The sequence below is a fragment of the Xanthomonas euroxanthea genome, assembly GCF_903989455.1.
Lineage (GTDB): Bacteria > Pseudomonadota > Gammaproteobacteria > Xanthomonadales > Xanthomonadaceae > Xanthomonas > Xanthomonas euroxanthea.
Window position 1 is genome coordinate 4,767,317 of sequence record NZ_LR861803.1, and the last position, 26,753, is coordinate 4,794,069.

A 26,753-nucleotide genomic window follows, 5' to 3' on the forward strand; every position below is an offset into this window, starting at 1 on the left:
GGCGCGCGCCGCGGCGTTTCCCGCAGCACTTCTCGAGCCCGCCCCGCCTCATGAACGATCCGTCACAACAGCTCTCCCTGCGCGAAAAGATCGGCTACAGCCTGGGCGACCTGGCCGCCAACCTGATCTTCCAGACGCTGGTCACCTTCCTGGCGTTCTTCTACACCGATGTGTTCCGCATTCCGGCGGGCGTGGCCGCCACGCTGATCTTCGTGGTGGGCATGCTTGGCGCGTTCGTGTTCACGCCCATCATCGGCATCCTGGCCGACCGCACCCGCACGCGCTGGGGCAAGTTCCGCCCGTGGATCCTGTGGACGGCAGTGCCGTTCGGTGCGTTGTCGCTGGCCGCATTCAACACGCCCGCCCTCGGCGAGCAGGGCAAGATCGCCTACGCCTTCGCCACCTACACGTTGCTGATGCTGGTGTACGTGGCCAACAACCTGCCCTATTCGGCATTGAGCGGCGTGCTCACCGGCAGCATGGAGCAGCGCAACAGCCTGTCGGCGTATCGCTTCCTGGCGGTGACCTTCGCGCAGTTCATCATCCAGGTGTTGCTGCTGCCGCTGGTGCTGATCCTGGGCAATGGCGACAAGGCGCAGGGCTTTCGCAACACCATGGCGCTGTTCGCCGCCGTCGGTACGCTGTGCTTCCTGATCACCTTCTTCACCACCCGCGAGCGCGTGCTGCCGATCAGCGAACAACGCAGCAGCGTGCGCCAGGACCTGGGCGATCTGGTCCGCAACAAGCCCTGGCTGGTGATGCTGGCGCTGACCATCCTGGTCTTCATCAATCTCGCCATGAAGGGCGGGATGTACATCTACTACTTCAAGTACTACCTCGACGCCGGCGCGCTGGCGCAGTTCCTCGACAATGCCGGCTTCAACCGCTTCATCGCTGCAATCAATAGCGTCCTCACCGGCGCCGGCATGAGCGCACTGCAATGGCCGCAGGACGCACCGACCTCGGCCTTCAGCGTGTTCAGCGCCGGCGGCATCCTGGCGATGATCGTGGGCATCGGCTTCTCCAAACGCCTGGCCGACCGCTACGGCAAGCGCAATGTGTTCGGCGGCGCGCTGCTGGTTTCCACGCTGTTTTTGCTGGCGTTCTATGTGTATCCGCCGGCGGCGATCGGCTGGGTGTTCGCCTCCTATGTGCTGCATGGCTTCTTCTACGGCATCACCATCCCGCTGCTGTGGGCAATGATCGCCGACGTGGCCGATTACTCGGAGTGGAAGAACCACCGCCGCGCCACCGCGATCATTTTCTCGGCGATGTTGTGCGGGCTGAAGATCGGCCTGAGCGTCGGCGGCGCCCTGGTCGCCGGCATCCTGGCCTTCTATGGCTACGACGCCGCCCTGCCGCTGCAAGGCGCTGCGGTGACGAGCGGCATTCGCCTGGCCATCAGCGTGTATGCGTCCATCCCGTTCCTGCTCGGCACCGCGTTGCTGGCGCTGTACGAGATCGACAAGACGCTGGAAACCCGCATCGAACACGAGCTGGGCCTGCGCCGTCAGGCCGCACCACTCGCTTCCCCCTGACTCCCTCCTCCCACCTCATGCACAGGTACGCGCATGTCCGATGAACTGCACACCGCTGCACTGCAGGCGCTGGCGCGCACCGCCATTTCCGCACCGCTGGTCACCCACCTCTACACCGCCGACCCGTCCGCACACGTGTTCGACGGCGCGCTGTACATCTACCCCTCGCACGACATCGATGCCGGCGTTGCCTTCAGCGACGACGGCTCGCACTTCGACATGGCCGACTACCACGTGCTGCGCATGGCGCATCCGCACGCGCCGGTGGAAGACCTGGGGCAGGTGCTGCACGTGCGCGACGTGCCCTGGGCACAGCGCCAGATGTGGGCACCGGATGCCGCGCAGCGCGACGGCAAGACCTACCTGTATTTCCCTGCAAAGCGTGCCGACGGCATCTTCCAGATCGGCGTGGCGGTCGGCGATGGCCCGCAAGGCCCGTTCGTCGCCGAGCCCGAACCCATCGACGGCACCTACTCGATCGACCCGGCCGTCCTGGCCGACGACGACGGCGCGCATTACCTGTACTTCGGCGGCATCTGGGGCGGCCAGCTGCAGCACTACCGCGACAATGTCTACGCGCCGACCCATCAGGAACCTGACGACGCTGCGCCTGCGCTCGGCCTGCGCGTCGCCCGCCTGCGCGAGGACATGACGCAATTGGCAGAGCCCACCCGCGAGATCGTCATCCTCGACGAACACGGCGCCCCGCTCCGCGCCGGCGACCACGCCCGCCGCTTCTTCGAAGGCCCCTGGGTGCATCGCCATGCGGGCCGCTATTACCTGTCCTACTCTACCGGCGACACCCACCTGATCTGCTACGCCACCAGCGACTCCCCGTACGGGCCATTCGTCTACCAGGGCGTGCTGCTCGCACCGGTGATCGGCTGGACCACGCATCACTCCATCTGTGCGTTCGAAGGCCAGTGGTATCTGTTCTATCACGACGCTGTCTTGTCGGGCGGGCAAACGCATCTGCGCAGCATCAAGATGGCGCCGTTGCAGCATGATGCCGACGGAAGGATTGCGACGATTTATCCATATGGCGAAGACGCGGTGTCACCCTGGTGAATGTCGTTGCGCTCCTGCTTCCCGGAACGTCCACCAGCGCGTCATGGCTCCACCGCCGGCACTGAACGACACGTCCTGTCACCGCGATGCTTTCAAAGCACGTCGTGATCCTCGTCGCGGCTGATCTTCGACCCGGCGCTCACCACTCCGTGATCGCGCGTTTCCTGGCGTGCGCGAGGCGTCTGCCTGGCGCTTCAACGCCGCCATGACATGTCGAGCGTTACGGTCGTCCCGCTGGCACACCACGCCAGCGTGCACTCGGTCCGGAACTGCATCGCATGGGGTTGCATCCGGACGTACAGCAACGCCGTAGGTCTATCTACGGGTTCTTTCTGGTGGAGGTTGCCATGCGAGGTGGTTCGATGCTGTTGTTGCTGACGCTAGCGGTCTACGGGAGTGCAAGTGGGAGCGAGTCGCGTTCCGCCCTGCCGCGCGCAGACAGCGTGGACGTGCCGCGCTTCATGGGCGACTGGTACGTCATCGCGCATATTCCCACCCGGCCCGAGCGCAAGGCCTACGATGCGGTGGAGCGCTATGCGCTGCGCCCGGACGGCCGCATCCAGACCACGTTTACCTACCGCAAGGGAAGTTTCGAGGCACCGCTCAAGTCCATGCATCCGATCGGCCGGGTGGCGAAGGAGGGCAATGGCGCGCTGTGGAGCATGCAATTCTTCTGGCCGTTCAAGGCCGAGTATGTGATCGCCTGGCGCGATGCGGAGTACACGCAGACCATCGTGGCACGCAGCAAGCGCGATTACGTCTGGTATATGGCGCGCACGCCGCAGGTCTCCGAGGCCGACTATCAGCAGGCCGTCCAACGTATCGCCGCCATGGGCTACGACGTGTCGCAGCTGCGCCGCGTCCCGCAGTCGCAGCGCTGACGCAGTAAGGCACCGCTGCGGTAAAAAAACTGCGCCGCGCTCAGCGACGCAGTGACCGCATCGCAGGCGCTTACGCGCCGCGCGCGTCAGACGTCCTTGTCATCCACGGAAAATTCCCACCCGTCATTCAAGCCACCCAAGGGCTTGGCTTCGGCTGCCAGCTCTTCCTCGAACGCCGAAATCGCCTTGTACGTTGGGATCATGGTCGGATACACCGTCACGTCCATCGGAAACGCCGTGTTGTCCGGGTAGTGGCAGCAACGCACCTTCTGCTCGAAGCGCAGCAGCGTCACCGAGAACTCCAGTGCCGACTCCTTCGTGGGAAAGACCACGGAGAACGCAATCTCGCGTGGCCTGGATAGATCCACGCCTTGCTGGGCGATGTGCCAGAGAGTGTCGCCGTTGTCGTCGTTGGGATACAGGTCCGGATGTCGTTGCATGGGGATTTGGATTTTTTTGCGGCCAATTGGCCGAGGAGGAATTCTAGCGCCTGGCTCTTACCAGGTATTCATATGTGACGTAGCAATGGCGCGCCGCCAGCGGCACTGAAGAGCAGGTACTCAGGCAGAGCAGGAAGCTCGCTGAGCAGCGCGGTTATCGCAGGTAGGGCGGAGGCCGCAAGACCCGTCGTCTGGCCGCCGGCTTCAGCACCCGAATCCAATCAGACGCGCGACTGGAGTCGCGTGGTGACCATGCAACCGCATGCAGGGTGGGCGCCATCCAGAGCAACCGACTGAGCATCAATGCTGATCACAGGTCACTTCAGACAATGGTGAAAACTCCATTGTGGTTGGGGCATGTCCTCCGGTTGCCACTGCTTGTGAGGTCTCTGACCACGCTCCACATCGTGGGCGTGACATCATCCTGCCTTGTTACAAGACCTTTCATCAGCTTGTGGACGATAGGCGCACCGCTGCCTTATCCACAAGGTCGAAATTGTCAGACATTGCGTTGTCGGCAGCGCTGGCCAGGTTGGCGGCGGTGAGCAGGCTCAGGGCCGGCAAGGAAGACCGCAGGCGCATCGTAAGACTCCTTTCTCGACGGCCGTGGCCGCGCGGCAATGAGGGGATCGGGTGCGCCGCCCGCTTCCCCGGCGGCGCGCCGGCGTTGTCGCAGCCTCAAGCTGCCTGGCAAGCAGGTGACGCGACCGGGCCGCGGTTGTGTATGCTCGGAGCCGTGGAAACCCTCTCACCCGCCGAGATCGCCGAGCAGATCGCCGAGTTGCGACGCGCCCACCGCGCGTTGGACGAGGAGATCCAGCGCGTGCCCGCGAACCTGGAGGACGAGCTGCAGATGAAGCGCTTGAAGAAGCGCAAGCTGCATCTCAAGGACTGCATCACGCGGCTGGAGATGGAGCTGGTGCCTGACGAGCCGGCGTGAGGCCATGCCTGCAGTTGGGTTCGCTTGTCGACACCGGCGCGTTGATCGCGGCGTCTGCCCGCTCTTGGGGCCAATTCCCCTGCGTAGGAGCGCACCTGGGCGCGATGAGGCGTCCCCCGGAAGGCCCGTCGCGCTCAGGCGTGCTTCTACGGTGCCTGTAAGCAGATTGGCTGGCGGGGCTGCGAATGCGCGACATGTGATTCGCGATGGGGGACGCGGCGTGTCATGGCTGGTGGAGCAAGTGTGGCCTTGGCGGGGCGTTGCGCGCACGTAACCGCCTGACTGCGAGTCCGCAGACGTTGACCAACTGTCGCTGCGTTTCCCGCATGCGCCCTTGAGGCACCTCCCCCGCCAGCGGGGGAAGGAAGCGCCAGGGCGAGACAATCAGACTCCTGCGTGCAGCGCTCAGCCGGCGCGCAGCAGGATCTTGCCGCGGCGGCCCGGCTCGGCGCTGGCCGCGGCGGCCTTGGCGGCGTCTTCCAGGTCGAACACCGCTTCCACCGGCAGGGCCAGGCTGCCATCGACGGCGGCCTTGAGCAGTTCGCCGATCATGCGGCGCTTGTCCTCGGGCTTGGTGGCGGCCATGACCTTGCTGCCCCAGAAGCCGCGCACGCTGGCCTGCTTGAAGATCACATCGCCGGTGGAAATCTGCAACGGCTCGCCGGTCATCGAGCCGAACGAGACCAGCTCGCCGCCTTCGGCCAGCAGCCCCATCAGCTCGCCGGCCGCGCTGCCGGCGACCGAGTCGATCGCGCGCACGATGGGTGCGTCGCCGGCCAGCGCGCGCGCGGTGTCCTGCCAGCCTTCCTGCGCGGTGGAGACTGCATTGCCAATGCCCAGCGCTTTCAACTCGTCCACGCCGGCATCGCGGCGCACCAGGTTGATCACGTTGATGCCGCGTACGGCGGCGAGCATGGCCACGGTCTTGCCGACCGCGCCGTTGGCGGTGTTCTGCACGATCCAGTCGCCTTTTTCGACCTGCAGGAATTCGATCAGCATCAAGGCGCTCAGCGGCATGGCGATCAGCTGGCAGCCGCGGTCGTCGTCGAGCGCGTCGGGCAGCGGCACCACGCCAGAGGCATCGGCGAGGAAGTACTCCGCCCAGCTTTCATGCACGCCAGCGGCGACCACGCGCTGGCCGATCTGCAGGCCGTCGACACCGTCGCCGAGTGCGTCGATCACGCCGGCCGCTTCGCTGCCGCCGATGGCGGGCAGCTCGGGCTTGTAGCCGTAATTGCCGCGCACCGTCCACAGGTCGTGGTTGTGGATCGGCGAGCGACGCATGGCGATGCGCACCTGGCCCTTGCCGGGTTGCGGGGTGGGCCGCTGGCCGAGTTCGAGCACCTTGGCAGGGTCGCCGAATTGGGTGTGGATGGCTGCGCGCATGGAGATCTCCTGCCGGGCACGCCAGTGGTCCAACGCACCCGATCGTGATGAAAGGTGGCGCGATGCTATCGGCACGGCCGCAAGCGGAGGATGAAACGGGCGGAACTGTTGTGTGAAGTTGCTGGCGTTGGTGGAGGACGTCAGAAGTGACTCTGGTCTGCTGCAGCGCCGGGGGGTTGCGTGCGGACTGGCCCTCATCCGCCCTTCGGGCACCTTCTCCCGGAGGGAGAAGAGAGCGTCGTGCGCACCTGCGCTTCCTTGCTGGTGCGCTGCCGTTGCCCGCATCACCTACCGCAGGGAGACGCTGGCGTCTGTAGCGCCGCCTTACTCGGCCGGCGGCAACACCACATCCGGCTTGACCGCTTCGGGGCTGACCCGCTCGATGGTGTGGCGCAGTTCGCGGCCGAGAATGAACTTGGCGTCCTTGGCCCAGGCATCCAGGCGCTCGTCGAACAGCAGCTTGCTGTTCTCGTCCGGCCATACCAGGCGCAACTCGCGCAGTTTCTGGATGAAGCTGCGGAACAGGGTCTTGTCGAAGAACTCCGGGGCGGCCGGGGCGTACAACAGGCTCAGGCGTTGCGCGGCCTGCTGGCACAGGCTTTCCAGTTCGCCGGCGCCGAGCACGCCGGGGCCGTTCTTCACCAGCACCGAGATGGCGATGTAATAGCGCTCGAAGGCCTGCTGCAGCGAATGGCCGATCGCCCGCAGGCGGAACACTTCATCGGTCTGCCCGGTGTTGCGCGCCAGGATGCCGCCATCGTCGTCGGTGACGTTGAGCAGCAGGCCCTCGCGCACGAACATGTCGATGGTCTGCTCGATGCGCTCGGCAAAGCGGTCCTCGCTCCACGGCAAGAACAGTTCGGCCTGCAGGAACGGGTACACCGTGCGGCCCAGGCGGATCAGGCCGGCGCGGCTCATGCGGCGGTTGTTCTGGAAGCAGCAGGCCACCCACGAGGACGCGGTGAACAGGTGCAGCACGTTGTTGCGGAAGTAGCTCAGCAACACCGCGGTGTCGCCGCTGACGCTCAGCACATCGCCCAGCGGATGCGACACGCGCGTGAGCACGTTGATCTCTTCGGCGTGGGTGATGATGCGCGCCGGGGTGTGCGGGGTGACGGTAACGCGGTCCGAGTACGGCATTTCCGCCAGCAGCTTCTTGCACAACTCGATCTGCGCGATCAGGTCGGCCTCGCCCATCGCATGCTTGGGCGTGGACAGCAGCGCCAGCGCCAGCAGGTTGATCGGATTGACGTCGGCGGCGCAGTTGATGCGGGTCTGGATCTGGGTGGACAGCGTGTCCACCGCCGGTGCCAGCCAGGTGGGTTTTTCGTCGTCGGGCAGCGGTTGGCCGTCCCAATCGGGCGCGTGCCTGGCCAGCACGTCGTTGAGCGCGATCGGCTCGCCGAAGTTCACCACCACCTGGCCGTAGTTCTGCTTGAGCACCTTGGGGATGGACCACAGCAGGCCCCAGATGGATTCCTTCTCCTTGGGCCGGCCGGTGAGCTCGTCCAGGTAGCTGTTGCCTTCCATCAGCTTTTCGTAGCCGATGTAGACCGGCTGGAACAGCACCGGCTTGCGCGGCTGGCGCAGGTAGGCGCGCAGCGTCATCGCGATCATGCCGCCCTTGGGCTGCAGCAGGCGCCCGGTGCGCGAGCGCCCGCCTTCGACGAAGTATTCGATCGAATAACCGCCGGCCACCAGCTGGGCGACGTACTCGCTGAGCACCGCCGAATACAGCGCATTGCCCTTGATCGAGCGGCGGATGAAGAACGCGCCGCCCTTGCGCAGCAGCGTGCCGACCACCGGCAGGTTGAGGTTGATGCCGGCCACAATGTGCGGCGGCACGATGCCGCGTTCGTACAGCAGGTAGCTCAGCAGCAGGTAATCCATGTGGCTGCGGTGGCTGGGCACATAGACCACCTCGTGCCCGGGCGCGGCCTGCTTGAGCTTGTCCAGGTGATGCACCAGCACACCGGCATAGATGCGGTTCCACACATGAGTGAGCAGGAAGCTGGCCGAGCGCACCACCGGGCTGGAATAGTCGGCGGCGATCTCCCAGGCGTAGGCATGCGCCTTGCGCCAGGCATCGACCGGCTTGGAGTTGTCGCGCTTGGCCTGGGTGGCGATGGCTTCGCGTACCGAATCGGCGGCCAGCACCTGGTCCACCAGCAGGCGGCGGGTGGACAGGTCCGGCCCGATCACCGCCTCGCGGATGCGCCGGAAGTGGGTGCGCAACACGCGCTGCAGCTTGCGCAGGGTGCGCTCGGGCGGCAGGCCCTCGGCCATGGTCTGGCGCAGCGAGATCGGCGGGGCAAAGCGCACGATGGTGGTGCGGCCGTTGAGCAGCACTGCCAGCAGGCGCCGGAAGCGGCCGACCAGCGCCCAGTTTTCCGAGAACAGCACCGCAAACCAGCCGCTCTGCTTGTCCGGCGCGCGGCCGACGAAGATCGACACCGGCACCAGGTGCACGTCCAGGTCGGCACGCACGCGATGCGCCTGCAGCAGCTTGGCCAGCGAATCGGAATGGGTCTTGCCGCCGCGCTGCTCGGGGATCAGCGAGTTGCTGCTGCTGCGCCGCGACAGCGCCAGGTAGGCGCGCTTGCGCTGCAGCGGATCGCCCGGCAGCGGCACCAGCGGCGAGGGCAGCCCCGCTTCGCGGCAGGCCTTGTCCAGGATCAGCGCGCTGGACAGGCCGTAGTCCTCCAGCACATAGACCACTGGCGTGCCGTCGTCGTAGCGGCTGGGTTGGTCCGGTTCGATGGTCAGGCTCAGCCAGGGGTCGGCGAGCCGGCCGAGCAGGCGCGCCCACCACGGGCGCTTGGCGTTGCGGGCGGCGGCGACGGCGGGTGCGATCGACGGCGCAACCTCCGGCGGAACCGGTGTGGCGGTCGGCAATGCGGCGGCCGTGGCGCCGAGATCGGCGGCGGCAGCGCTGGGCGGGGCGGGCTGGCCGTCCGGGAACGGCAGGGGATTCTGGTCTGGCATCACGGTCATTATCGCCCAGCCGGGCGCTGCCCGGTGGCGGCGGGCGTGGCGGGCGCGGCCGCCGGGGTGTCAGGCGTTGCCGCGGCATCGGGTACGGGCGCGGCCGGCGGCGCGGCGTCCAGCAGCGCCTGGACCTCGTCCTGGGTCTGCTGCTGGTACCAGTGGCCGTCGCGCTTGATCAGGGCGATGCTCAGGTCGATGTCGTGCGCGGCCAGCGGATAGCGCAGCCGCACCTGGGCGCGGTCGCCGTCCTGGCTGATCAGGCCGGTGCGCAGCGCATCCAGGCTGCTGTCCAGCGACAGCCCGTAACGCTCCAGCACCTGCTTGGCCGCGGCCCAGAACGGCCCGAGCCGGCGCAGGCTCTCTTCCATCCCCAGCCGCTGCAGATCGGCGTCCGAGCCGATGCCGGTGGCACGGGCGGCAGTCACCAGGTCGGTGATGCTGGCCTTGGCGCGCGCGCGATCGGCCAGCGGCGCGGTGGCGGCCCAGGCGCTCAGGGCATCGACCAGCTGCACGTAGTGGGCGCGCTGCTCGGGCTGGTAGTCGCTGCGGCTGCGCAGGTATTGCACGCCGAACTGGCCCAGCGACTGCGCGGCCTGGCGGATGCCCTGCGCCTGGCCGGCCAGCTGCGCATCGAAGGCCTGCTGCAGCTGGCGCTCGGCGCCGGGCGCGGACAAAGTCCCGAGCAGGCTGCCGACCTCGTTGGGCAACGGCAGCTCGGTCAGCGGCCAACGGCTGGCCCCGCTGCGCCAGGCCGCTTCCAGCCGGGTGTATTGCGCAGGGGTGACCCGGATCCGCGCATAGGCGACCAGGTCGTTGCGCCGCAATGGCAGGGTCATCGACTGCATCGCCGCAGCCGGCTCGGCGCTGGCGCCCGGCAATGCGGCGGTCTTGTCCGTACGCTGGCAGCTGCTGACGCACAGCGCTACCAGCAGCACCCACGCGATGGACTGGAACCGGCCGGCGCGGACGGTGGATGGCGACATGCGCACGCTGTTCCCCCTGATCGATCGGCGCATCTTGCTGGCTGAACGCACTGGCGGCAAGGCGCGCGACAACCGTGCGCCCGGGTACGGTACAAAATGTTAGGTTTTCGTAGTTCCACGCACGATGTCGTCCGGTGTCCGACATTGACTGCTGTTGTCCCTTGCGGACAAACTTGTCCAGGCGATGTCGCCAGCCCTTGTGCCACGTGCATTTGGCGCAATGGTGCAGCGCATCATGTAAGCGCTTGCAGTTCCTGCTAGCGTGCGCGCCATCTCGCTCTGAGGTCGCCATCGGTTGGGGCCGATGTCATTCATGTGCATGTGTGACACGAACGTTCTGCGCCAGCGGACCGTGCGCCCCTACCCGGCGCGCGCCGGCAACCGCGTTGTCCTGGAGGTTTTGCCATGAGTCGGCCACGCTCCGAAGGCGGCAGCGTCACCATCAAGGACGTCGCGCGCGAAGCGCAGGTGTCGGTGGCAACGGTCTCGCGCACCATGAACGGACATCAGCACGTGGCCGAATCGGTGCGCGAACGCGTGCTGCAGGTGGCCCGTGCGCTGCATTACATCCCGCATCACGCCGCGCGCAGCCTCAGCAGCCGGCGCACCCACACCATCGGGGTGGTGCTGCCGGACCTGCATGGCGAATTCTTCTCCGAATTGATCCGCGGCATCGACCAGGTGGCGCGCGAGCAGGGCTACCACCTGCTGGTGTCCAGCTCGCACGGCGACCCGCAGGCGCAGCGCAAGGCGCTGGAACGCCTGCCCGGGCGCGTGGACGGGGTGGTGGTGATGTCGCCCTCGCTGGGCGACTCCGGCGTGCACGAGGATGCCCTGCCCGGCGGCCTGCCCGCGGTGCTGCTCAACTGCGCCGGCACCGCCAGCCAGCGCCCGGTGCTCAACGTGGACAACTACGGCGGCGCGCGGATGATGACGCGGCATCTGCGCGACAGCGGCCACCGCCGCATCGCCTTCATCGCCGGGCCGGCCGACAACTTCGATGCGCACGAGCGTCTGCGCGGCTACCGCGACGAGCTGGCGCTGGATGCCGACGCGCAGCCGTGGGTGTTGCCGGGCAACTTCGACGAAGAGTCCGGCTACCGCGCCGGCCAGACGCTGGCGCAGGACACCCGCCCGGATGCGGTGTTCGCGGCCAACGACATGATGGCGCTGGGCTGCCTGTTCGCGCTTGGCCATGCCGGGCTGAAGGTGCCGCAGGACATCGCGCTGGCCGGCTTCGACGACGTGCCGATGGCGCGCTACGTGCTGCCGGCACTGACCACCATGCGGGTGGATATCGCCGGGCTGGGCGCACGCGCATTGCAGTTGCTGCTGGGCCAGCAACTGGCCGATGCGCCTGCACCGCCCCCCGACGCCGCACCGCCGGCGTTCTCGGAGATGGTGCCCGAACTGATCGTGCGCGCATCCAGCGCGCCGCGTGCGGCGCCTCCCACCTGAGACGCGCCACCGCGCCTTGCCGAACGTGTGTTGCTTGCAGTCCCTGCAGTTGTTGCAAGTTGTCCCGCTTTACGCCGTACCGACGCGCCAGCCACTTCGCTGGTTCGCGCTTTACCCCTGGGAGGGGGAAAGTCATGAAGCATTACCGCACTGTCTCCACCCTGCCGGCGCGCAGCCTGTTGTGCTGCGCCCTTGCCGCCTCGTTGCTGGCCAGCACCCCGGCCATGGCCCAGTCCAGCAACGCCACCTTGCGCGGCCAGGTCGCTTCGGCGCAGGCCGGCACCACCGTGACCGCGACCAATGTCGCCAGCGGCGCCGTCCGGCGCGTGCCCACCGGCGCCGACGGCAGCTACGCGCTGGTCGGCCTGCCTCCGGGCACCTACAAGGTGGACGCCGGCCCCGGCAGCGAACAGACCGTGACCCTGTCGGTGGCCTCGTCGGTCACCTTGAACCTGGGCGGCGGGGCAGCAGCGGCGCCTGCCGGCGATGCCACCACGCTGGATGCGGTGCAGGTCACCGCCACCACGCTGCAGGAGGTCAAGACGTCCGAAGTGGGCACCAACGTATCGCTGAAGCAGATCAGCACCGTGCCGCAGCTGACGCGCAACTTCCTGGAGTTCGCCGACACCGTGCCGGGCATGCAGTTCGAGACCAACTCCAACGGCAATAGCCAGATCCGCGGCGGCGCGCAGGGCAGCTCGGCGGTGAACGTCTACATCGACGGCGTCGGCCAGAAGAGCTACCTGTTCGGCGGCGTGTCCGGGCAGGAGCAGAGCGCGGGCAATCCGTTCCCGCAGCTGGCCATCGGCGAGTACAAGGTCATCACCTCCAACTACAAGGCCGAGTTCGACCAGGTCGGCTCGGCGGCGATCGTGGCCTCGACCAAGTCCGGCGGCAACGAATTCCACGGCGAGATCTTCGGCCGCACCAGCAACACCGATTTCCGCGCGCGCCAGCCCGACGAGCGCGCCGGCGCGCCCAACGCCGACGGCAGCAAGCGCAAGACCCACCAGGACGAATACGGCTTCGCGCTGAGCGGGCCGATCGTGCAGGACAAGGCGCACTTCTTCTTCAGCTACGAAGGCAAGGGCTTCGAGGTCTCGGCCGATCCGGTGGCCGTACCCGACCGCTTCAGCGCGCTCAGCGACGACCTGCCGGCCGGCGTGCAGGGCCGGCTGGGCTCGGTGACCCGCCCGTTCAACGAAGACCTGTACTTCGGCAAGGTCGACTGGGACATCGGCGAAAATGACCGTCTGGAACTCACTGGCAAGTATCGCGACGAGGAAAGCCGCGACAGCGTTGGCGGCCAGACCACCGCGATCGCCTCCAAGATCAACCTCAATACCGAAAAACGCTTCGACCTGCGCTGGCAGCATTACGGCGAGCGCTACGTCAACGAAGCGCGTGTGTCCTACGAGGACGTGCTGTTCAATCCCACCGCCTATACCTTGGGCAGCCAGACCGTGTACACGCGCGGCATCGCCGAAGACGACGTGCTGCTCAACGACGGCGCCACCAGCGGCCTGGCGATCCAGCGCAAGGGCCAGAAGGGTCCCAGCTTCCAGAACGACCTGACCTTCAACAACCTCGAGTGGCACGGCAACCACGTCATCAAGATGGGCGTTAAGTACAAGGAAGTGGAGCTGACCCAGAGCGAGAACTCGGCAGCCAATCCGTCGTTCTATTACGCAGTGAGCGATGGCGTCGGCACCTCGGCCGTTCCCTACCAGGTGCGCTTCAACCTGCCGTTCGCCGGCGCCGCACCGTCGGTGACCACCACCAGCAAGCAGCTGGGCCTGTACATCCAGGACGATTGGGACGTCAACGACAAGCTGCAGTTGAACCTCGGCGTGCGCTGGGATGGCGAAAAGATCCCCTCGTACCTGGACAACGTGACCCCGCCGGAAGTGGTGGCGGCCTTGAACGGCCCCGGCACCGATCCGGCGGTGAGCGCCACCTACGCCGAGCAGCTGGCCAAGGGCGGGGTGAACATCAACGACTACATCAGCAACGGCCGCAATCGCAAGCAGGACAACAACAACTTCGCACCGCGCCTGGGCTTTTCCTACGACTTCCGCGGCGACGAGTCGCTGGTGCTGTTCGGCGGTGCCGGCCGCAGCTACGACCGCAACCTGTTCGACGTGATGGGCCTGGAGCAGATCAAATCCGCGCTGGCGCAGTACACGATCCGCTTTGCCGGACCCACCGACTGCGTCCCGGCGCCGGGCACCTGCACCGCGTTCGATCCGGCGTATGTGAGCAACCCCGACAGCCTGGGCAACCTGGTCGATGCGCGCGTGCGCAACGGCGAGATCAACCTGCTCAACAACGATCTGAAGACGCCGTACGCGGACCAGTATTCATTGGGTCTGCGTACCCAGCTGGGCGAGTGGAACACCTCCGCCACGCTGTCCTATATCCACAGCAAGGACGGCTTCATCTTCACCCTGGGCAACCGCTACGCCAACGGCGATTTCTTCCAGAACGGCGCCCAGGCGTTCGAGCAACGGCCCCAGGGCTTCGGCAACCTGATCATCGGCAACAACGGCGTGGAAACCAAGACCGGCCAGCTGCTGCTGTCAGCGGACAAGGCCTATACGCAGGAAAGCGGCTGGGGCCTGACCGCGGCGTATACCTTCTCGCGTGCACGCGGCAATCGCGGCAACGACGATCGCTACGGCTTCGATGCGGCCACCATCGCCGACTACCCGTTCCTGGACCTCAATGCAGTACCGCGCCACCGCCTGGTACTGACCGGCATCTACGACCTGTTCTGGGGCATCAGCGGCTCGGCCAAGCTGACCCTGGCCACGGTGCCGCCACGCAACGAGGCGATCTCCTACGACCAGTACGGCGGCCCCAGTTCGGACAATATCCGCGTGGTGTCGGTGGATGCGCCCGGCGGCAAGTTCATCGCCGGCGGCGACATCTTCGGCACCCGCCAGCTGGACCTGTCGTTGTCCAAGGACATGCATATCACCGACGCGGTCACCGTGCAGGTGCGCGGCGACCTGATCAATGCGCTGAACTTCCGCAACTACGATCAGTACAGCATCGACTGGGGCAGTGCCGGCGTGTACGACCCGCGCGTGCGCATCAACCAGTACGGCGCGATGTCCACCCCGCCACGGACCTTGTTCATGAGCGCACGCATCATCTGGTAACGGCGGCGTTGGCGGCATCCGGCGTCCCGGCGCCGGTGCCACCCCCGCTGCCTAAGCTGCATCGGCCCCACTGCAATGGGGAGGGGCCGCCTGCAGGCTTGTTGCATCGTCCCGATTGCGGTGTGTTGCTGTGGCGCGGCGCGCGATGCGCGCGATGCTGCAGCCCGCACGCTTCCATCGGCGATCGTTTTTTGTTGTGTTTGCCGTCCCTGCTGTCTGTTGCCGCTGTACCCGTTCCATCCACACCAAGCACCAACCTCGACGCGCCAGTCACTTCACTGGTTCGCGCTTTACCCCTGGGAGGGGGAAAGTCATGAAGACTCACCGCACCGTCTCCACCCTGCCGGCACGCAGCCTGTTGTGCTGCGCCCTGGCTGCCTCGTTGTTCGCCACCACCCCGGCCATGGCACAGTCCAGCAACGCCACCTTGCGCGGCCAGGTCGCTTCCGCGCAGAGCGGCAGCGAGGTCGTCGTCACCAATGTCGCCACCGGCTCGGTGCGACGTGCGCCGGTCAATGCGAACGGCAACTACACCATCGTCGGCCTGCAACCGGGCACCTACACCGTCGAATCCAACGGCGTCAGCCGCACGGTGACCCTGTCGGTGGCCTCCAGCGCCACCGTTGATCTCGGCACCGAGGCGGCGGCAGCGCCGGCCGGCGATGCGACCACGCTGGACACGGTGACGGTCAGCGCGCCGATGATCCGCGACGTCAAGACATCGGAGGTGGGTAATACGGTTTCGCTGCGGCAGATCCAGCAGCTGCCGCAGGCCACGCGCAACTTCCTGGAGTTCGCCGACACCGTGCCGGGCATGGTGTTCACCATCGACCAGGACGGCAACACCAAGTTGCGCGGCGGTGCGTCCAACGCCAGTTCCAGCAACCTGTACATCGACGGCGTGAGCCAGAAGAGCTATGTCTCCGGTGGCGGTATTGCCGGGCAGGACGAGACCCAGGGCAATCCGTTCCCCCAGCTCGCCATCGGCGAGTACAAGGTGATCACCTCCAACTACAAGGCCGAATACGGCCAGATCAGTGGCGCGGCGATCACCGCGGCCACCAAGTCCGGCACCAACGAGTTCCATGGCGAGGCGTTCTATCGCTTCACCAATCAGGATCTGCGTGAGAAGCGCCCGGACGAAGAAGATGGAAAGGTGGACTCGCAGACCAAGGAATACGGCGTTGCGATCGGCGGCCCGCTGATCCAGGACCGCATGCATTTCTTCTTCGCCTACGAAGGCAAGGACAACGTGGCGCCCAAGAGCGTGCAGCCAAGCGCCGAAGCGGCGCCGTTCGTCGGCCTGCTGCCGTCCAATCTGCGCGACCAGTACGGTGCGTCCAACATGCCGTTCACCGAAGACCTGTACTTCGGCAAGATCGACTTCGAGCCGACCGATAACGACCGCATCGAGCTGGCCACGCAGTACCGCGACGAAACCCAGGTCAGCAACGTCGGCGGCCAGAACGCGCCCGTCCGCGCAGTGGACAAGATCAACAAGGACAAGCGCACCAGCCTGCGTTGGCAGCACAGCGCCGACAGCTGGTTCAACGAAGCCATCCTCACCACCGAGGATTCGCGCAACGTGCCGACACCGCGCGGCATCGGCAACGGCTCCATCTATACCTACATCGACCGGACGCAGGCCGATCCGCGCCAGTGGGTCTTCCTCAACACCGGCGCCGCCAGCGGCGAAGACTTCAAGCTACGTAGCCAGAAGGGCTGGTCGTTCCAGAACGATCTGACCTTCAACGCACTGCAATGGCATGGCGAGCACACCATCAAGACCGGGGTGACCTATCGCGACATCAAGCTGACGTCGCGCGAGTCCAGTTCGCTCAACCCGCAGTTCAGCTATGAAGTCGGTCAGAACGGTGTTGCGCCGGTTCCCTTCCAGGTGCGCTATATCCGTGCGTTCGACAATCCCGGTCAGGTGCCGGTGGTGGAATCGCCGTCCAAGCAGTACGGCATCTACCTGCAGGACGACTGGGCAGTGAACGACAAGCTGATGCTCAACATCGGCGTGCGTTACGACTATGAGGACACCCCGGCCTACACCGACTTCGTGACCTCGCAGCCGTTCATCAATGCGCTGTATTCGGACGACCCCGACAACCCGGGTCAACCGTGGGCCAACCGTCTGCTGCCCAGCGGCATCAACGTGGCCGACTACATCAGCACCGGCAACAACCGCAAGAATTTCAAGGACGCCTGGGCACCGCGCTTCGGCTTCTCGTATGACTTCTTCGGCGATGAGAGCGCGGTTCTGCATGGCGGCGCCGGTCGCTCCTACGATCGCAACCTGTTCGAGCAGCTCGCACTGGAATCGGTCAAGGCCGCGCTGTCACCGGTAGTGGTGTACTTCAGCGATGCTGCCAGCGGGCAAAGCTGCTTCCGCGACGACCGTGCGTGCACGGCGTGGAACCCGGCATATTTCACCGGCATCGATCAGCTCAATACGATCGATGGCACCAGTGACAGCTCCGAGCTTTTCATGTTCAAGAACAAGCTCAAGACCCCGTACAGCGACCAGTACAGCATCGGTATCAGCAACCAGGTCGGCGACTGGTTGACCGACGTGACCTTCCAACGCGTGCTGGCCTATGACGGCCTGGTGATGAGCCTGGTCAACCGCTACCCGGATGGTGCGTACTTCGACGCCACCGGCAGCGTGCCCTGGGGCGAGCCGGTGCCGGGCTACCGCAATACGATCCTGGGCTACAACGGCCTGGAGCAGCGCAGCAGCCAGGTGTTGCTGTCGGCCGAAAAGCCCTACACCAAGGAATCGGGCTGGGGCTTGAACCTGTCCTACACCCACACCAGCGCGCGCCAGAACCGCACCATCGACGAGCCGTTCGCGTTTGACAAGGCCACCATTCGCGACTACCCGTTCGTGAAGTCCGATGCCGTGTCGGCGCATCGCTTCGTCGCGTCCGGCTCGATCGATGGCCCGTGGGGAGTGACCTTCGGCGCCAAGTTGGTGCTGGCCACGCCCGAGCCGATCAACACGATCGCCTGCTACGGCTTTACCGATCCCGATGGCGGCACCTGCCAGGCCGTGGGCGTGACCCCGCCGGGCAATGGCAAGTTCCTTCTGGGTGGCAAGATCTGGGGCTACCGCACCGTGGACCTGCAGGCCAACAAGGAGTTCACGGTGGTGGGCGACTTCAAGCTCAACGCACGCATCAACGTGCTCAACGCCTTCAACTTCAAGAACTTCACCCAGTACCAGTACAACAGCTTCGGCAGCAACGGACGCCTGCAGCCTGACATCACCGTGGTCGACAACGGCGAAATCAGCTATGTGCCCCGTAGTGTCGTGCTGGAAGTGGGCGCCAAGTTCTGATGCAGCCCAACGCCATCTGCCTGCGCTGTGCAGGCAGATGATCCGGACGGGGCCAGCTGGCCCCGTTCGCTTGTTGGCGGTTCCCACTCTTGTACAGGATCGAACGCCGCATGCTCCCCGCTCCACTCCGCAACATCGTCATCGTCGGCGGCGGCACCGCCGGCTGGATGGCGGCCGCGGCCTTCGCGCGCGTGCTTGGCCCCGGCTTCAAGGTGCAGCTGATCGAATCCGAACAGCTCGGCACCGTTGGCGTTGGCGAGGCCACCGTGCCGCACATCAAGGCCTTCAATAACCTGCTCGGCATCGACGAGGCCGAGTTCGTGCGCCAGACCCAGGGCAGCTTCAAGCTCGGCATCGAGTTCGTCGACTGGCAGCGCCCCGGCACTTCGTACATCCATGGCTTCGGCACGCAGATCGGGCACCCGCTCGGGCTGCTACCGTTCCACCAGTACTGGATCAAGCAGCACGCGCGCGGCAAGGCGCAGCCGCTGGGCGCCTACACGCTCAACACCGTGGCTGCGGTGCGCGGCAAGTTCATGACCTCGGCCGGCGATGTGCCGGCCAATTCGCCGCTGGCCAACATCGCCTACGCGTACCACTTCGATGCCACGCAGTACGCGCGCTTCTTGCGCACCTACTCCGAACAGCGCGGCGTCACCCGTCTCGAGGGCCTGGTCGAACAGGTGCAGCTGCATGCGGACACCGGCCACGTGCAATCGCTGCAGCTGGCCTCCGGTCAGGTCGTCAGCGGCGATTTGTTCATCGACTGCTCGGGCTTCCGCGGGCTGTTGATCGAAGAAGCCTTGCACACCGGCTACCACGACTTCACCCATTGGCTGCCGTGCGATCGTGCGCTGGCGGTGCCGAGCGAAAACGTCGGCCCGCCCACGCCGTATACGCGCTCCACCGCGCGCGCGGCCGGCTGGCAGTGGCGCATCCCGCTGCAGCACCGCACCGGCAACGGCTATGTGTACTCCAGCGCGCACATCAGCGACGACGAAGCCGCCGCCACGCTGCTCGCCAATCTGGATGGCAAGCCGCTGGCCGACCCACGCCCACTGCGCTTCACCACCGGCCGGCGCAAGCAGTTCTGGAACCGCAATGTGGTGGCGCTGGGCCTGGCCAGCGGCTTCCTGGAACCGCTGGAATCGACCAGCATCCATCTGATCCAGGCCGGCATTTCCCGGCTGCTGGAGCTGTTTCCGCGCGAGGGCATCAGCCCGGTGCTGGTGCAGCGCTACAACGACCGACTGGCGTTCGAGTTCGACCGCATCCGCGATTTCCTGGTGCTGCATTACCACGCCACCGAGCGCGACGACAGCGCGTTCTGGCGGCACTGCCGCACGATGCCGATCACCCCGGAGCTGCAGACCACGCTGGACCTGTTTCGCGACAGCGGGCGCTTCTACCGCAATGCCGAGGAGATGTTTGCCGAGATCAGCTGGGTGCAGGTAATGATCGGCCAGGGCATCCTGCCGCAGGGCTATCACCCGCTGGTGGACCAGGTGCCCGATCACGACGCCGAACGCTTCCTGGCCAGCGTGGCGCAGACCATCGGCCACTGCGTGGATGTCATGCCCACCCACCAGCAGTTCATCGATCGCTACTGCAAGGCGGCTGCGCCGCGCTGAGCGACGCCACGGCAGGCGCAATCGCCACATGCACCGATCGGCAGGCAAAAAAAAGGATCGGGCACAAGGCCCGATCCCTTCGAAAACCGGGACAAGCCCGGTGGACAATGAGTGGCACAGCTTCCGACTGACATCGGACGAGGGGCATCGTACGCAGGCTTTAACGTTAAAGCAACACTTTAATTCTATCGCTTTAACTTGTTGATTTTGCTTGCTTAGACATGGCCGGCGCGCGCCGGAGGCTCCGTCAGCGCTGCGCCACCGCCGCTTGAATCTCGGCCTGGATCGCAGCCGCCGCGGCGGCCGGATCGGTGGCCAGGCGGATCGGGCGGCCGACCACGATGGCATCGGCGCCATCGTCGAAGGCCTGCGCCACGCCCACGGTGCGTTGCTGGTCGTCGCCGACCGGGCCGCCGGGGCGGATGCCGGGGCAGACGATCGAAAACCCGGCGCCGGTCGCGCTGCGGATCGGGCCGGCTTCCTGGCCGGAGGCGATCACCCCGTCGATGCCGGCCGCCTGTGCGGCCAGCGCGCGCTCCACCACCACCTCCACCGGCTCGCGGTCGATGCCCATCGCGGCCAGGTCCGGGCGCCCCATCGAGGTCAGCACGGTCACCGCCAGCAGGCGCATGTCGCCGTGGTTGGCCTCGGCGGCGGCCTGCAGCATGCCGGCGTGCCAGCCGTGCACGGTGCAATAGCTCACCGGCCACTGCGCCAGGCGGCGGATGGTGCCGGCCACGGTGGCGGGGATGTCGAAGAACTTCAGGTCCACGAACACGCGCTTGTCGCGCCTGGCCAGGGCGTCGAGCACCTGGAAGTACTCGCCGGAGGCCAGCAGTTCCATGCCGATCTTGTAGAAGGACACCGACTCGCCCAGGCGGTCGACCCAGGCGATCGCCTCGTCGTGGCCGGGCACATCCAGCGCGAAGATCAGCCGCTCATGCGCGGCCAGCGGCAGCGGTGCGCGGCTCATCGGGCCACCTCCAGCGCGGCGCGCTTGGCGTCGTGGCGCTGCTGCCAGGGCTGGCCGTAGTCGTTGTTGAACTGCGCCGGCTCCCAGCCGCCGTAACTGGGGTTGGGCAGCATCCACCAGCGCTCGCCGAACCAGTCGTGGTACTGCTGCAGCAATGCGCCCCGCGCCTGGCCGGTGTTGGCGGTGACCTGCACGAAGTCGCCGAGCTGGTCGCCGAACTGCATCAGCACGCGGTACGTCTGCCCGGCCAGCTGGCGCCGGCAGTTCTTCTCGCTGCCGTTCTGCTCGCAGCCCTTGACCACCGTGCCCAGGCCCAGAAACACGCTGTCGTCGGCCACCGGCAGCCCGACGCTGCGCAGGTTGGCCAGCGTGGCGTCCTTGAGGTGCACCGCGCGGTTGGAGATGTAGATCAGGGTGATGCCGCGCGCGTTGGCGGCCTTGGCGAAGTCCACCACGCCCGGGATCGCGGTGGCCTTCTTCTCCGCCACCCACTGGTCCCAGCTCAGCTCGTCGTATTCCTTGCCGTCGCGCAGCAGGCGCGCCTGGTAGGGCGAGTTGTCCAGCACCGTTTCGTCCACGTCCAGCACCACCGCCGGCTTCAGCCCGCTGGCGGCATTGCCGCGCTCCTCGGGCACCAGCGCATCCCAGTTGGGCTGCTTCAGCGCAGCGTCCAACTTGTCGGCAGCAGCGCGATAGGTCTGCTCGGCCACCGCGCGGTACTCCTCCGAGCGCTGCATCCACAGCACCGCATTGAGGTTGTCGTCGCCGGCCGGTGCGCTGGCGGCTGCGGGCTGCGTGGTGGTCTTGGCGGCGGCACTGGCGGCCGCGTTGGCGGCCGCGGCGGCGTCCTGCGCGCGCTGGGCCAGCTCCTTGTCGGCGGGCTTGCAGGCGCTCAGGGCCAGCGCGGTGCAGGCGAGCAGGGACAAGGGTGCGTAAAGCGAGGGGCGCATGGCATCCACCAGAACAGGAGCGGCAATGAAGACCGCGATTTTAGCGGGTTCGCGCCGCACCGCCCGCTCCAGCTGATGGCAGTGCCGCAGGCGCATGGAAGAAGACATCTCGATCGCGGGGTTCATGGCGATGCGCGAGTGCTGCATGCGCCTGCGCACGCTGCGGGCAACCGACCGCCTCCGCACCTGACCGCCTCTTCGCTTCCGCTGCCGGTGCCGGCATCGCCGGTGGGATCGTGGCCTGAAGAACGCCGATGCAGGAACGGCATATCCTTGTGCGCTGATTGCCCCGGAGTCGCCCCCATGACAGAGACACCTTCCCCGCCCGTCCTCGATACCGCCCAGGCCCGCGTGCTCGGCTGCCTGATCGAAAAGGAGGCGACCACGCCGGATGCGTATCCGCTCACGGTCAACGCCGCGCAGGTGGCCGCCAACCAGAAGACCGCACGCGAGCCGGTGCTGAACCTGCAGACCGGCGTGGTGCATCACGCCCTGCGTCAACTCGAGACCCTGGGGTTGGTGCGCCAGCAGTTCTCCTCGCGCGCCGAGCGCTACGAGCACCGGCTGGGCAGCGTGCTGGACCTGACCCGCCAGCAGGTCGCCCTGATCGGTCTGTTGCTGCTGCGCGGTCCGCAGACGCTGGGCGAGCTGTTCGCGCGCAGCGAGCGGCTGACACGCTTCAACGATGCCGACGACGTGCGCCACCATCTGGACCGGCTGATCCAGCGCGGCCTGGCCGTGCAACTGCCGCGCGCCAGCGGCCAGCGCGAAGAGCGTTATGCGCATCTGCTCAGTGGCGAGCTGGATGTGGAGGCGTTGCAGGCTGCGGCCGCGCGCGCTGCCCCCAGCGCCCGCAGCAATGCCGACAGCAGCGAGCTGGAAACGCGCGTACAAACACTGGAAGCCACGGTCGCCGAGCTGCAGGATGCGCTGGCCGCCGTGCAGGCGCGCCTGGAGGCGGCTGGCGCCTAGGGCGATGGTCCGCTCCTGGAGATGCCCGCTTCACATCGACGCCTGCGCGGGGCGCAAAGCACGCAACGAGCGGCCAGACTCCGAGACGACGCGCTTGCCGCGCAGTGACGGCGCAGGCTGCGGCCGGCCCGCTTACGTCGGCGTATCCACCTCGTCCCAGTCGGCGTCTTCGAAGTGCAGCAGCCAGTTGAGGGCGTAGTGCCGCTCGTAGACCACGCCCGGCACGATGCCGGCCGGCGGCGGTTGCTGGGTCTGGCCGGCCTGGCGCACTGCCCAGTGCAGGCGCAAGTGCCGGTCCAGCGCATCCAGCAGTTCGGGCACCGGCCGTAGCGTCAGCGACGGCCGCGTCGCGGCGTCGGCATGCTCCAGCGCGCGCTGGGCAGCCAAGGGCACATCGCACAGGTCGGTCGGCTCCGGCAGCGCCTCGGCCAGCCCCAGGGCCCACTGCAGCACCGCCAGGCTCTCGTAGCGCCAGCCAAAGTTGGCGAGCTGCTGCGGCTCCGGCACGGGTTGGGCAAAAAAGGCGCGCTCCTGCGGCGACAGTGCCGCCGCCACGCCGGGCAGGCGGGCGTCCATCTCTTCCAACGCGGGCGGCGTATCGCCGGCGGCCAGCATCTCCGCGCGCAAGGCCACCGCAAACAAGCCCAGCATGCGCTGCGTCACCGTCGCAGCATCGCGCACCCGCGCTTCGGCCTCGCCAGGCACCGGCGGCAGGCCGGGTGGCACGCGGATGCCTTGCGCGGTCAGCTGCGCAAGTTGCTGCGCACGCCGCTGCAAGGCATCCGGCGGATACGGCACCTGCGCCTGCGCATCGATCGCCGGCTCGCCCTGGCTGATCAGCACCCGCCCGTGCGGATCGCGCACGCTGCCGTCGGCCAGGAAACACACCGCATTGGCTTGCTCGGCCCACTGCGCCAATTCCCCGAAGGCCGCATCGTCGACCTCGAACGTGAAGTGCTGGCGTACCCGTTGCACATGCCGCATCAGGTGATAGCGCGGCTGAGTCATCTGGCCGTCGCCGGCCTGGTTCACGTAGCCGACAAAACCGTGCAGATGATTGGCCAGTTCCGGATCGGCGTGGTCGCGGTGCTGCACGGCGGCGCGCGGCAGGAAATCCGGCCACACCGGCTCGCGCAGCGTGGAATAGGCGTTGACCAGCAATGGCATGCACGTGTCCTGGTTGGGGCGACGGACACCACGACGGCGCTCATCGCCAGGCAGCTGCGGTCGGTGCGCGCAGTCTCCTGTGCCAGGTGTGCACCGGAGTTCTTCCGCGCCGTCCAGGCTGCGCTGACGACTGCTCGTTACGTTGTGCCGGCCGCGTTCAGCGGTGAGCGTCGCCGCCAGGGTGCCGCAGGCCTGCCCGGCTGTCCATGTCGACGGGGCCCAGCTCGATCGTGTAATACAGCACCGGATCGGCCTCCTGGCTCAACACGCGCAGGCCTTGCCGCTGCAGCCCGAGTTTTTCCAGCGCGCGGATCGAATCGACATTGCCCGGCGACACGATCGCGCACAGCTGCGACAACCCCAGCACATCGCGCGCATGCGCCAGCACCGCGCGCCCGGCTTCGCTCACAAACCCCTTGCCGCGATGTTCGGGCAGCAGTGCAAAGCCGATATGCGGCACCGGCAAGGTATCGCGGCACAACAAGCCCAATGTGCCGGCAAAGGCGCCCTCGGCGCGCGTCTCCACCGCCCAGTGCGCAAAGCCGTAGCGTTGCTGGTGCGCCTGCGCCCACTCGCGCAGATGATCACGCGCCTGCTCGCGGGTCCGCACACCGCGGTCGTTGATGCCGGCGATGAAACCGGGGTCGTTGACCAATGCCAGCACCGCATCGGCATCGCGCTCGGGGTCGAGCGTGCGCAGGCGCAAACGCGGGGTTTCGATCACGACGGTCACAGCGCACTCCGGCATCAGGGCAACCCAGCCTGCCGTGCAGACGTGTCGCTGGCAAGCCTGCGTAGTCCGCAACAACCGCTAGTCGAACAACGCCTGGATCGCCGCCAGGCCCGCGCTGGCACGCTCCTTCTTGCGCTCGGCATCGGCCACCGGGTCGGCGCCATCGCGCTGCAATTCTTCGGCCGGAATCTCGTCGAAGAAGCGGCTGGGCTTGAGCCGCACATGCTCGCCGAACTTGCGCGTCAACTTGCTGTGGCTCATCCACAGCTGCTCCTTGGCACGGGTGATGCCCACATACAGCAGCCGGCGTTCTTCCTGCAGGTTGCCTTCTTCCAGGCTCACTTCATGCGGCAGCACGCCGTCTTCGCAGCCGACGATGAACACATAACGGAATTCCAGCCCCTTGGACGCGTGCATGGTCATCATGCGCACCTGGTTGCCGCCGTCGTCCTTGTCGTTGCGCGACAACAGCGCCAGCTGCGCGGCCAGGTCGCTGGCACTGGCACCACGCGGGCCGCCTTCGAACCACTCGGCCAGCTCGTCCAGATTGCGCTTGCGGCGCTGGAAGCCGGTGTCGTCCTTGGACTGGTTGCGCAGGTCGTTGAGCAGGCCGGATTTTTCGGCCAGCATGCGCACCAGTTCTCCCGCCGGCAGCGTGGCCGAATGCTCGCGCATATCGCGCAGGATATCGGTGAACGCACTCAGGCCATTGGCCGCACGCGGCGGCAGGTGCTGCAGCGCGCCCATCGACTCGGCCGCGCGCGACATCGGTACCGACTTCGCACTGGCGAGCTCGGCCAACCGTGCCAGCGAGGTCGCCCCGACCTCACGCTTGGGCGACTGCACGGCGCGCAGAAACGCGGCGTCATCGTCGGGATTGACGATCAGCCGCAGCCACGACAGCACGTCCTTGACTTCCTGCCGCTCCAGAAATGCAGTGCCACCGGTCAGGTGATACGGCACGCGCAGCAGCTGCAGCGCCTTTTCCAGCGGCCGCGATTGAAAATTGCCGCGGAACAGGATGCAGAAATCGCTCCACGGCACCTGCTTGGCGGTCCCCAGGAACGAGATCTCGGCGGCGACCTTTTCCGCTTCGTGCTCGCTGTCGCGGCATTCCCACACGCGGATGCGCTCGCCATCGGCCTGGTCGCTCCACAGCGTCTTCAAGTGTTCGTGCGGGTTGTGTGCGATCAAGGCATTGGCCGCACGCAACACGCGGTTGGAGCAGCGGTAGTTCTGTTCCAGCTTGATGATTTCCAGCGCCGGATAATCGCGCCCCATCTGCTGCAGGTTTTCCGGATTGGCGCCACGCCAGGCGTAGATGCTCTGATCGTCGTCGCCCACGCAGGTGAAGTTGCCGCGTGGCCCGGCCAGCATTTTCAGCAACCGGTACTGCGCATCGTTGGTGTCCTGGCACTCGTCCACCAGCAGGTAGCCGATGCGCTCGCGCCAGCCCAGTACGATCTCTTCGTTGGCCTCCAGGATCTGCACCGGCAGGCGGATCAGGTCGTCGAAGTCCACCGCGTTGAAGGTGGTCAGCCGCGCCTGATAACGCTCGTACAGGCTGGCGGCTTCCTTTTCGCGATTGCTGCGCGCTGCCGCCATCGCCTGTTCGGGAGACAGGCCGGCGTTCTTGGCGCGCGAGATCAGGTTCTTGGCATCCTCGATCGCATCCGGCTTGGCGCCGTGCATCAGGTCCTTGATCTGGGCGGCGGCATCGTCGGAATCGAAGATCGAAAAGCCGCGCTTCAAGCCGGCAGCGGCGTGTTCGATCTGCAGGAACTTCAACCCCAGCGCGTGGAAGGTGCAGATGGTCAGGCCATCGGCGCCATCGCCACGGATGCGCTTGGCCACACGCTCGCGCATTTCCTTGGCCGACTTGTTGGTGAAGGTGATCGCGGCGATGCGCTTGGCCGGATAGCGGCCGGTGGCGATCAGGTGCGCGATCTTCTCCACGATCACGCGCGTCTTGCCGCTGCCGGCGCCGGCCAGCACCAACAGGGGACCTTCGCAGTGCAGCACTGCGGCGCTTTGCGGGGGATTGAGACCGTGCATAGAGACTTCCAACAGAGCGGGCCATTGTACCGGCGCCGCGTCGGGCAGGCCTGCGCCGCCGGTTCATGCAGATGGCTGTC

18 protein-coding genes and 1 other RNA gene are annotated in these 26,753 nt (G+C 66.6%); 10 read left to right on the plus strand and 9 right to left on the minus strand.

Translation table 11 applies throughout. The features are described from left to right. Window positions 1-50 precede the first annotated feature (50 nt). From H7A86_RS19880 to H7A86_RS19890, 3 genes are all read left to right on the plus strand, one after another. Window positions 51-1,538: an MFS transporter gene (locus tag H7A86_RS19880; RefSeq protein ID WP_127168213.1), complete on the plus strand. Its 1,488-nt coding sequence runs from the start codon at window positions 51-53 to the stop codon at window positions 1,536-1,538. Window positions 1,539-1,571: 33 nt separating this feature from the next. Beyond that, the gene (locus tag H7A86_RS19885; protein ID WP_180707963.1) at window positions 1,572-2,606 is read left to right on the plus strand and encodes a glycoside hydrolase family 43 protein; all 1,035 of its coding nucleotides are present in this window, start codon (window positions 1,572-1,574) and stop codon (window positions 2,604-2,606) included. Between the two features lie 347 nt (window positions 2,607-2,953). Then, window positions 2,954-3,487 (plus strand): lipocalin family protein, encoded by a 534-nt coding sequence (locus H7A86_RS19890; RefSeq protein WP_119132120.1) that lies wholly within the window; start codon window positions 2,954-2,956, stop codon window positions 3,485-3,487. A gap of 86 nt (window positions 3,488-3,573) precedes the next feature. Here the strand turns inward: H7A86_RS19890 and H7A86_RS19895 are convergent, their stop codons facing one another. Further along, on the minus strand, window positions 3,574-3,927 hold the full coding sequence (locus H7A86_RS19895; RefSeq protein ID WP_119132119.1) for a ribonuclease E inhibitor RraB: 354 nt from the start codon (window positions 3,925-3,927) through the stop codon (window positions 3,574-3,576). Window positions 3,928-4,663: 736 nt separating this feature from the next. Here H7A86_RS19895 and H7A86_RS19900 point away from each other — a divergent pair. Further along, a complete protein-coding gene (locus tag H7A86_RS19900; RefSeq protein WP_164738977.1) occupies window positions 4,664-4,867 on the plus strand; it encodes a YdcH family protein in 204 nt (67 codons plus the stop codon). 405 nt (window positions 4,868-5,272) lie between these two features. Here the strand turns inward: H7A86_RS19900 and H7A86_RS19905 are convergent, their stop codons facing one another. The 3 genes from H7A86_RS19905 to H7A86_RS19915 all read right to left on the minus strand — a co-directional run bounded on the left by H7A86_RS19905 (window position 5,273) and on the right by H7A86_RS19915 (window position 10,224). Next, window positions 5,273-6,253 (minus strand): zinc-binding dehydrogenase, encoded by a 981-nt coding sequence (locus H7A86_RS19905; protein WP_180707964.1) that lies wholly within the window; start codon window positions 6,251-6,253, stop codon window positions 5,273-5,275. A 324-nt stretch (window positions 6,254-6,577) separates the two neighbouring features. Further along, on the minus strand, window positions 6,578-9,247 hold the full coding sequence (gene plsB, locus H7A86_RS19910; RefSeq protein ID WP_115678152.1) for a glycerol-3-phosphate 1-O-acyltransferase PlsB: 2,670 nt from the start codon (window positions 9,245-9,247) through the stop codon (window positions 6,578-6,580). After that, window positions 9,247-10,224, minus strand: a complete 978-nt coding sequence (locus H7A86_RS19915) for a hypothetical protein (protein ID WP_180707965.1) — start codon at window positions 10,222-10,224, stop codon at window positions 9,247-9,249. Before H7A86_RS19915 ends, plsB begins: the two co-directional genes overlap by 1 nt. 405 nt (window positions 10,225-10,629) lie before the next feature. Between H7A86_RS19915 and H7A86_RS19920 the strand changes: the two genes are divergently transcribed. From H7A86_RS19920 to H7A86_RS19935, 4 genes are all read left to right on the plus strand, one after another. Then, window positions 10,630-11,682, plus strand: a complete 1,053-nt coding sequence (locus H7A86_RS19920) for a LacI family DNA-binding transcriptional regulator (RefSeq protein ID WP_119129925.1) — start codon at window positions 10,630-10,632, stop codon at window positions 11,680-11,682. A 134-nt stretch (window positions 11,683-11,816) separates the two neighbouring features. Then, window positions 11,817-14,846 carry a TonB-dependent receptor gene (locus tag H7A86_RS19925; protein ID WP_115678154.1) on the plus strand — a complete coding sequence of 1,010 codons (3,030 nt, stop codon included), beginning with the start codon at window positions 11,817-11,819 and terminating at the stop codon, window positions 14,844-14,846. Between the two features lie 313 nt (window positions 14,847-15,159). After that, the gene (locus H7A86_RS19930) at window positions 15,160-18,192 is read left to right on the plus strand and encodes a TonB-dependent receptor (protein WP_115678155.1); all 3,033 of its coding nucleotides are present in this window, start codon (window positions 15,160-15,162) and stop codon (window positions 18,190-18,192) included. A gap of 110 nt (window positions 18,193-18,302) precedes the next feature. Next, window positions 18,303-19,823 (plus strand): tryptophan halogenase family protein, encoded by a 1,521-nt coding sequence (locus H7A86_RS19935; protein WP_119132410.1) that lies wholly within the window; start codon window positions 18,303-18,305, stop codon window positions 19,821-19,823. Between the two features lie 247 nt (window positions 19,824-20,070). On the opposite strand, the gene pyrF is transcribed toward H7A86_RS19935, so the two are convergent. Together pyrF and H7A86_RS19945 are read right to left on the minus strand one after the other, a co-directional pair. Beyond that, window positions 20,071-20,796 (minus strand): orotidine-5'-phosphate decarboxylase, encoded by a 726-nt coding sequence (pyrF, locus tag H7A86_RS19940; RefSeq protein WP_119132116.1) that lies wholly within the window; start codon window positions 20,794-20,796, stop codon window positions 20,071-20,073. Beyond that, window positions 20,793-21,755: a 5'-nucleotidase, lipoprotein e(P4) family gene (locus H7A86_RS19945; RefSeq protein ID WP_119132409.1), complete on the minus strand. Its 963-nt coding sequence runs from the start codon at window positions 21,753-21,755 to the stop codon at window positions 20,793-20,795. Before H7A86_RS19945 ends, pyrF begins: the two co-directional genes overlap by 4 nt. Window positions 21,756-22,049: 294 nt before the next feature. On the opposite strand from H7A86_RS19945, the gene H7A86_RS19950 reads away from it, so the two are divergent. Beyond that, window positions 22,050-22,718 carry a YceH family protein gene (locus tag H7A86_RS19950; RefSeq protein ID WP_119132115.1) on the plus strand — a complete coding sequence of 223 codons (669 nt, stop codon included), beginning with the start codon at window positions 22,050-22,052 and terminating at the stop codon, window positions 22,716-22,718. Window positions 22,719-22,850: 132 nt separating this feature from the next. Here H7A86_RS19950 and H7A86_RS19955 read toward each other — a convergent pair whose 3' ends face one another. Next, window positions 22,851-23,885, minus strand: coding sequence for a DUF4272 domain-containing protein (locus tag H7A86_RS19955; protein WP_119132114.1), 1,035 nt, complete (start codon window positions 23,883-23,885; stop codon window positions 22,851-22,853). Window positions 23,886-23,962: 77 nt separating this feature from the next. On the opposite strand from H7A86_RS19955, the gene H7A86_RS19960 reads away from it, so the two are divergent. Beyond that, a non-coding RNA gene (locus H7A86_RS19960) (sX9 sRNA) lies at window positions 23,963-24,038 on the plus strand. A 4-nt stretch (window positions 24,039-24,042) separates the two neighbouring features. Here H7A86_RS19960 and H7A86_RS19965 read toward each other — a convergent pair. Continuing rightward, the gene (locus H7A86_RS19965) at window positions 24,043-24,633 is read right to left on the minus strand and encodes a GNAT family N-acetyltransferase (RefSeq protein ID WP_119132113.1); all 591 of its coding nucleotides are present in this window, start codon (window positions 24,631-24,633) and stop codon (window positions 24,043-24,045) included. 63 nt (window positions 24,634-24,696) lie between these two features. Beyond that, on the minus strand, window positions 24,697-26,673 hold the full coding sequence (gene rep, locus H7A86_RS19970; RefSeq protein WP_016904281.1) for a DNA helicase Rep: 1,977 nt from the start codon (window positions 26,671-26,673) through the stop codon (window positions 24,697-24,699). Between the last annotated feature and the right edge of the window lie 80 nt (window positions 26,674-26,753).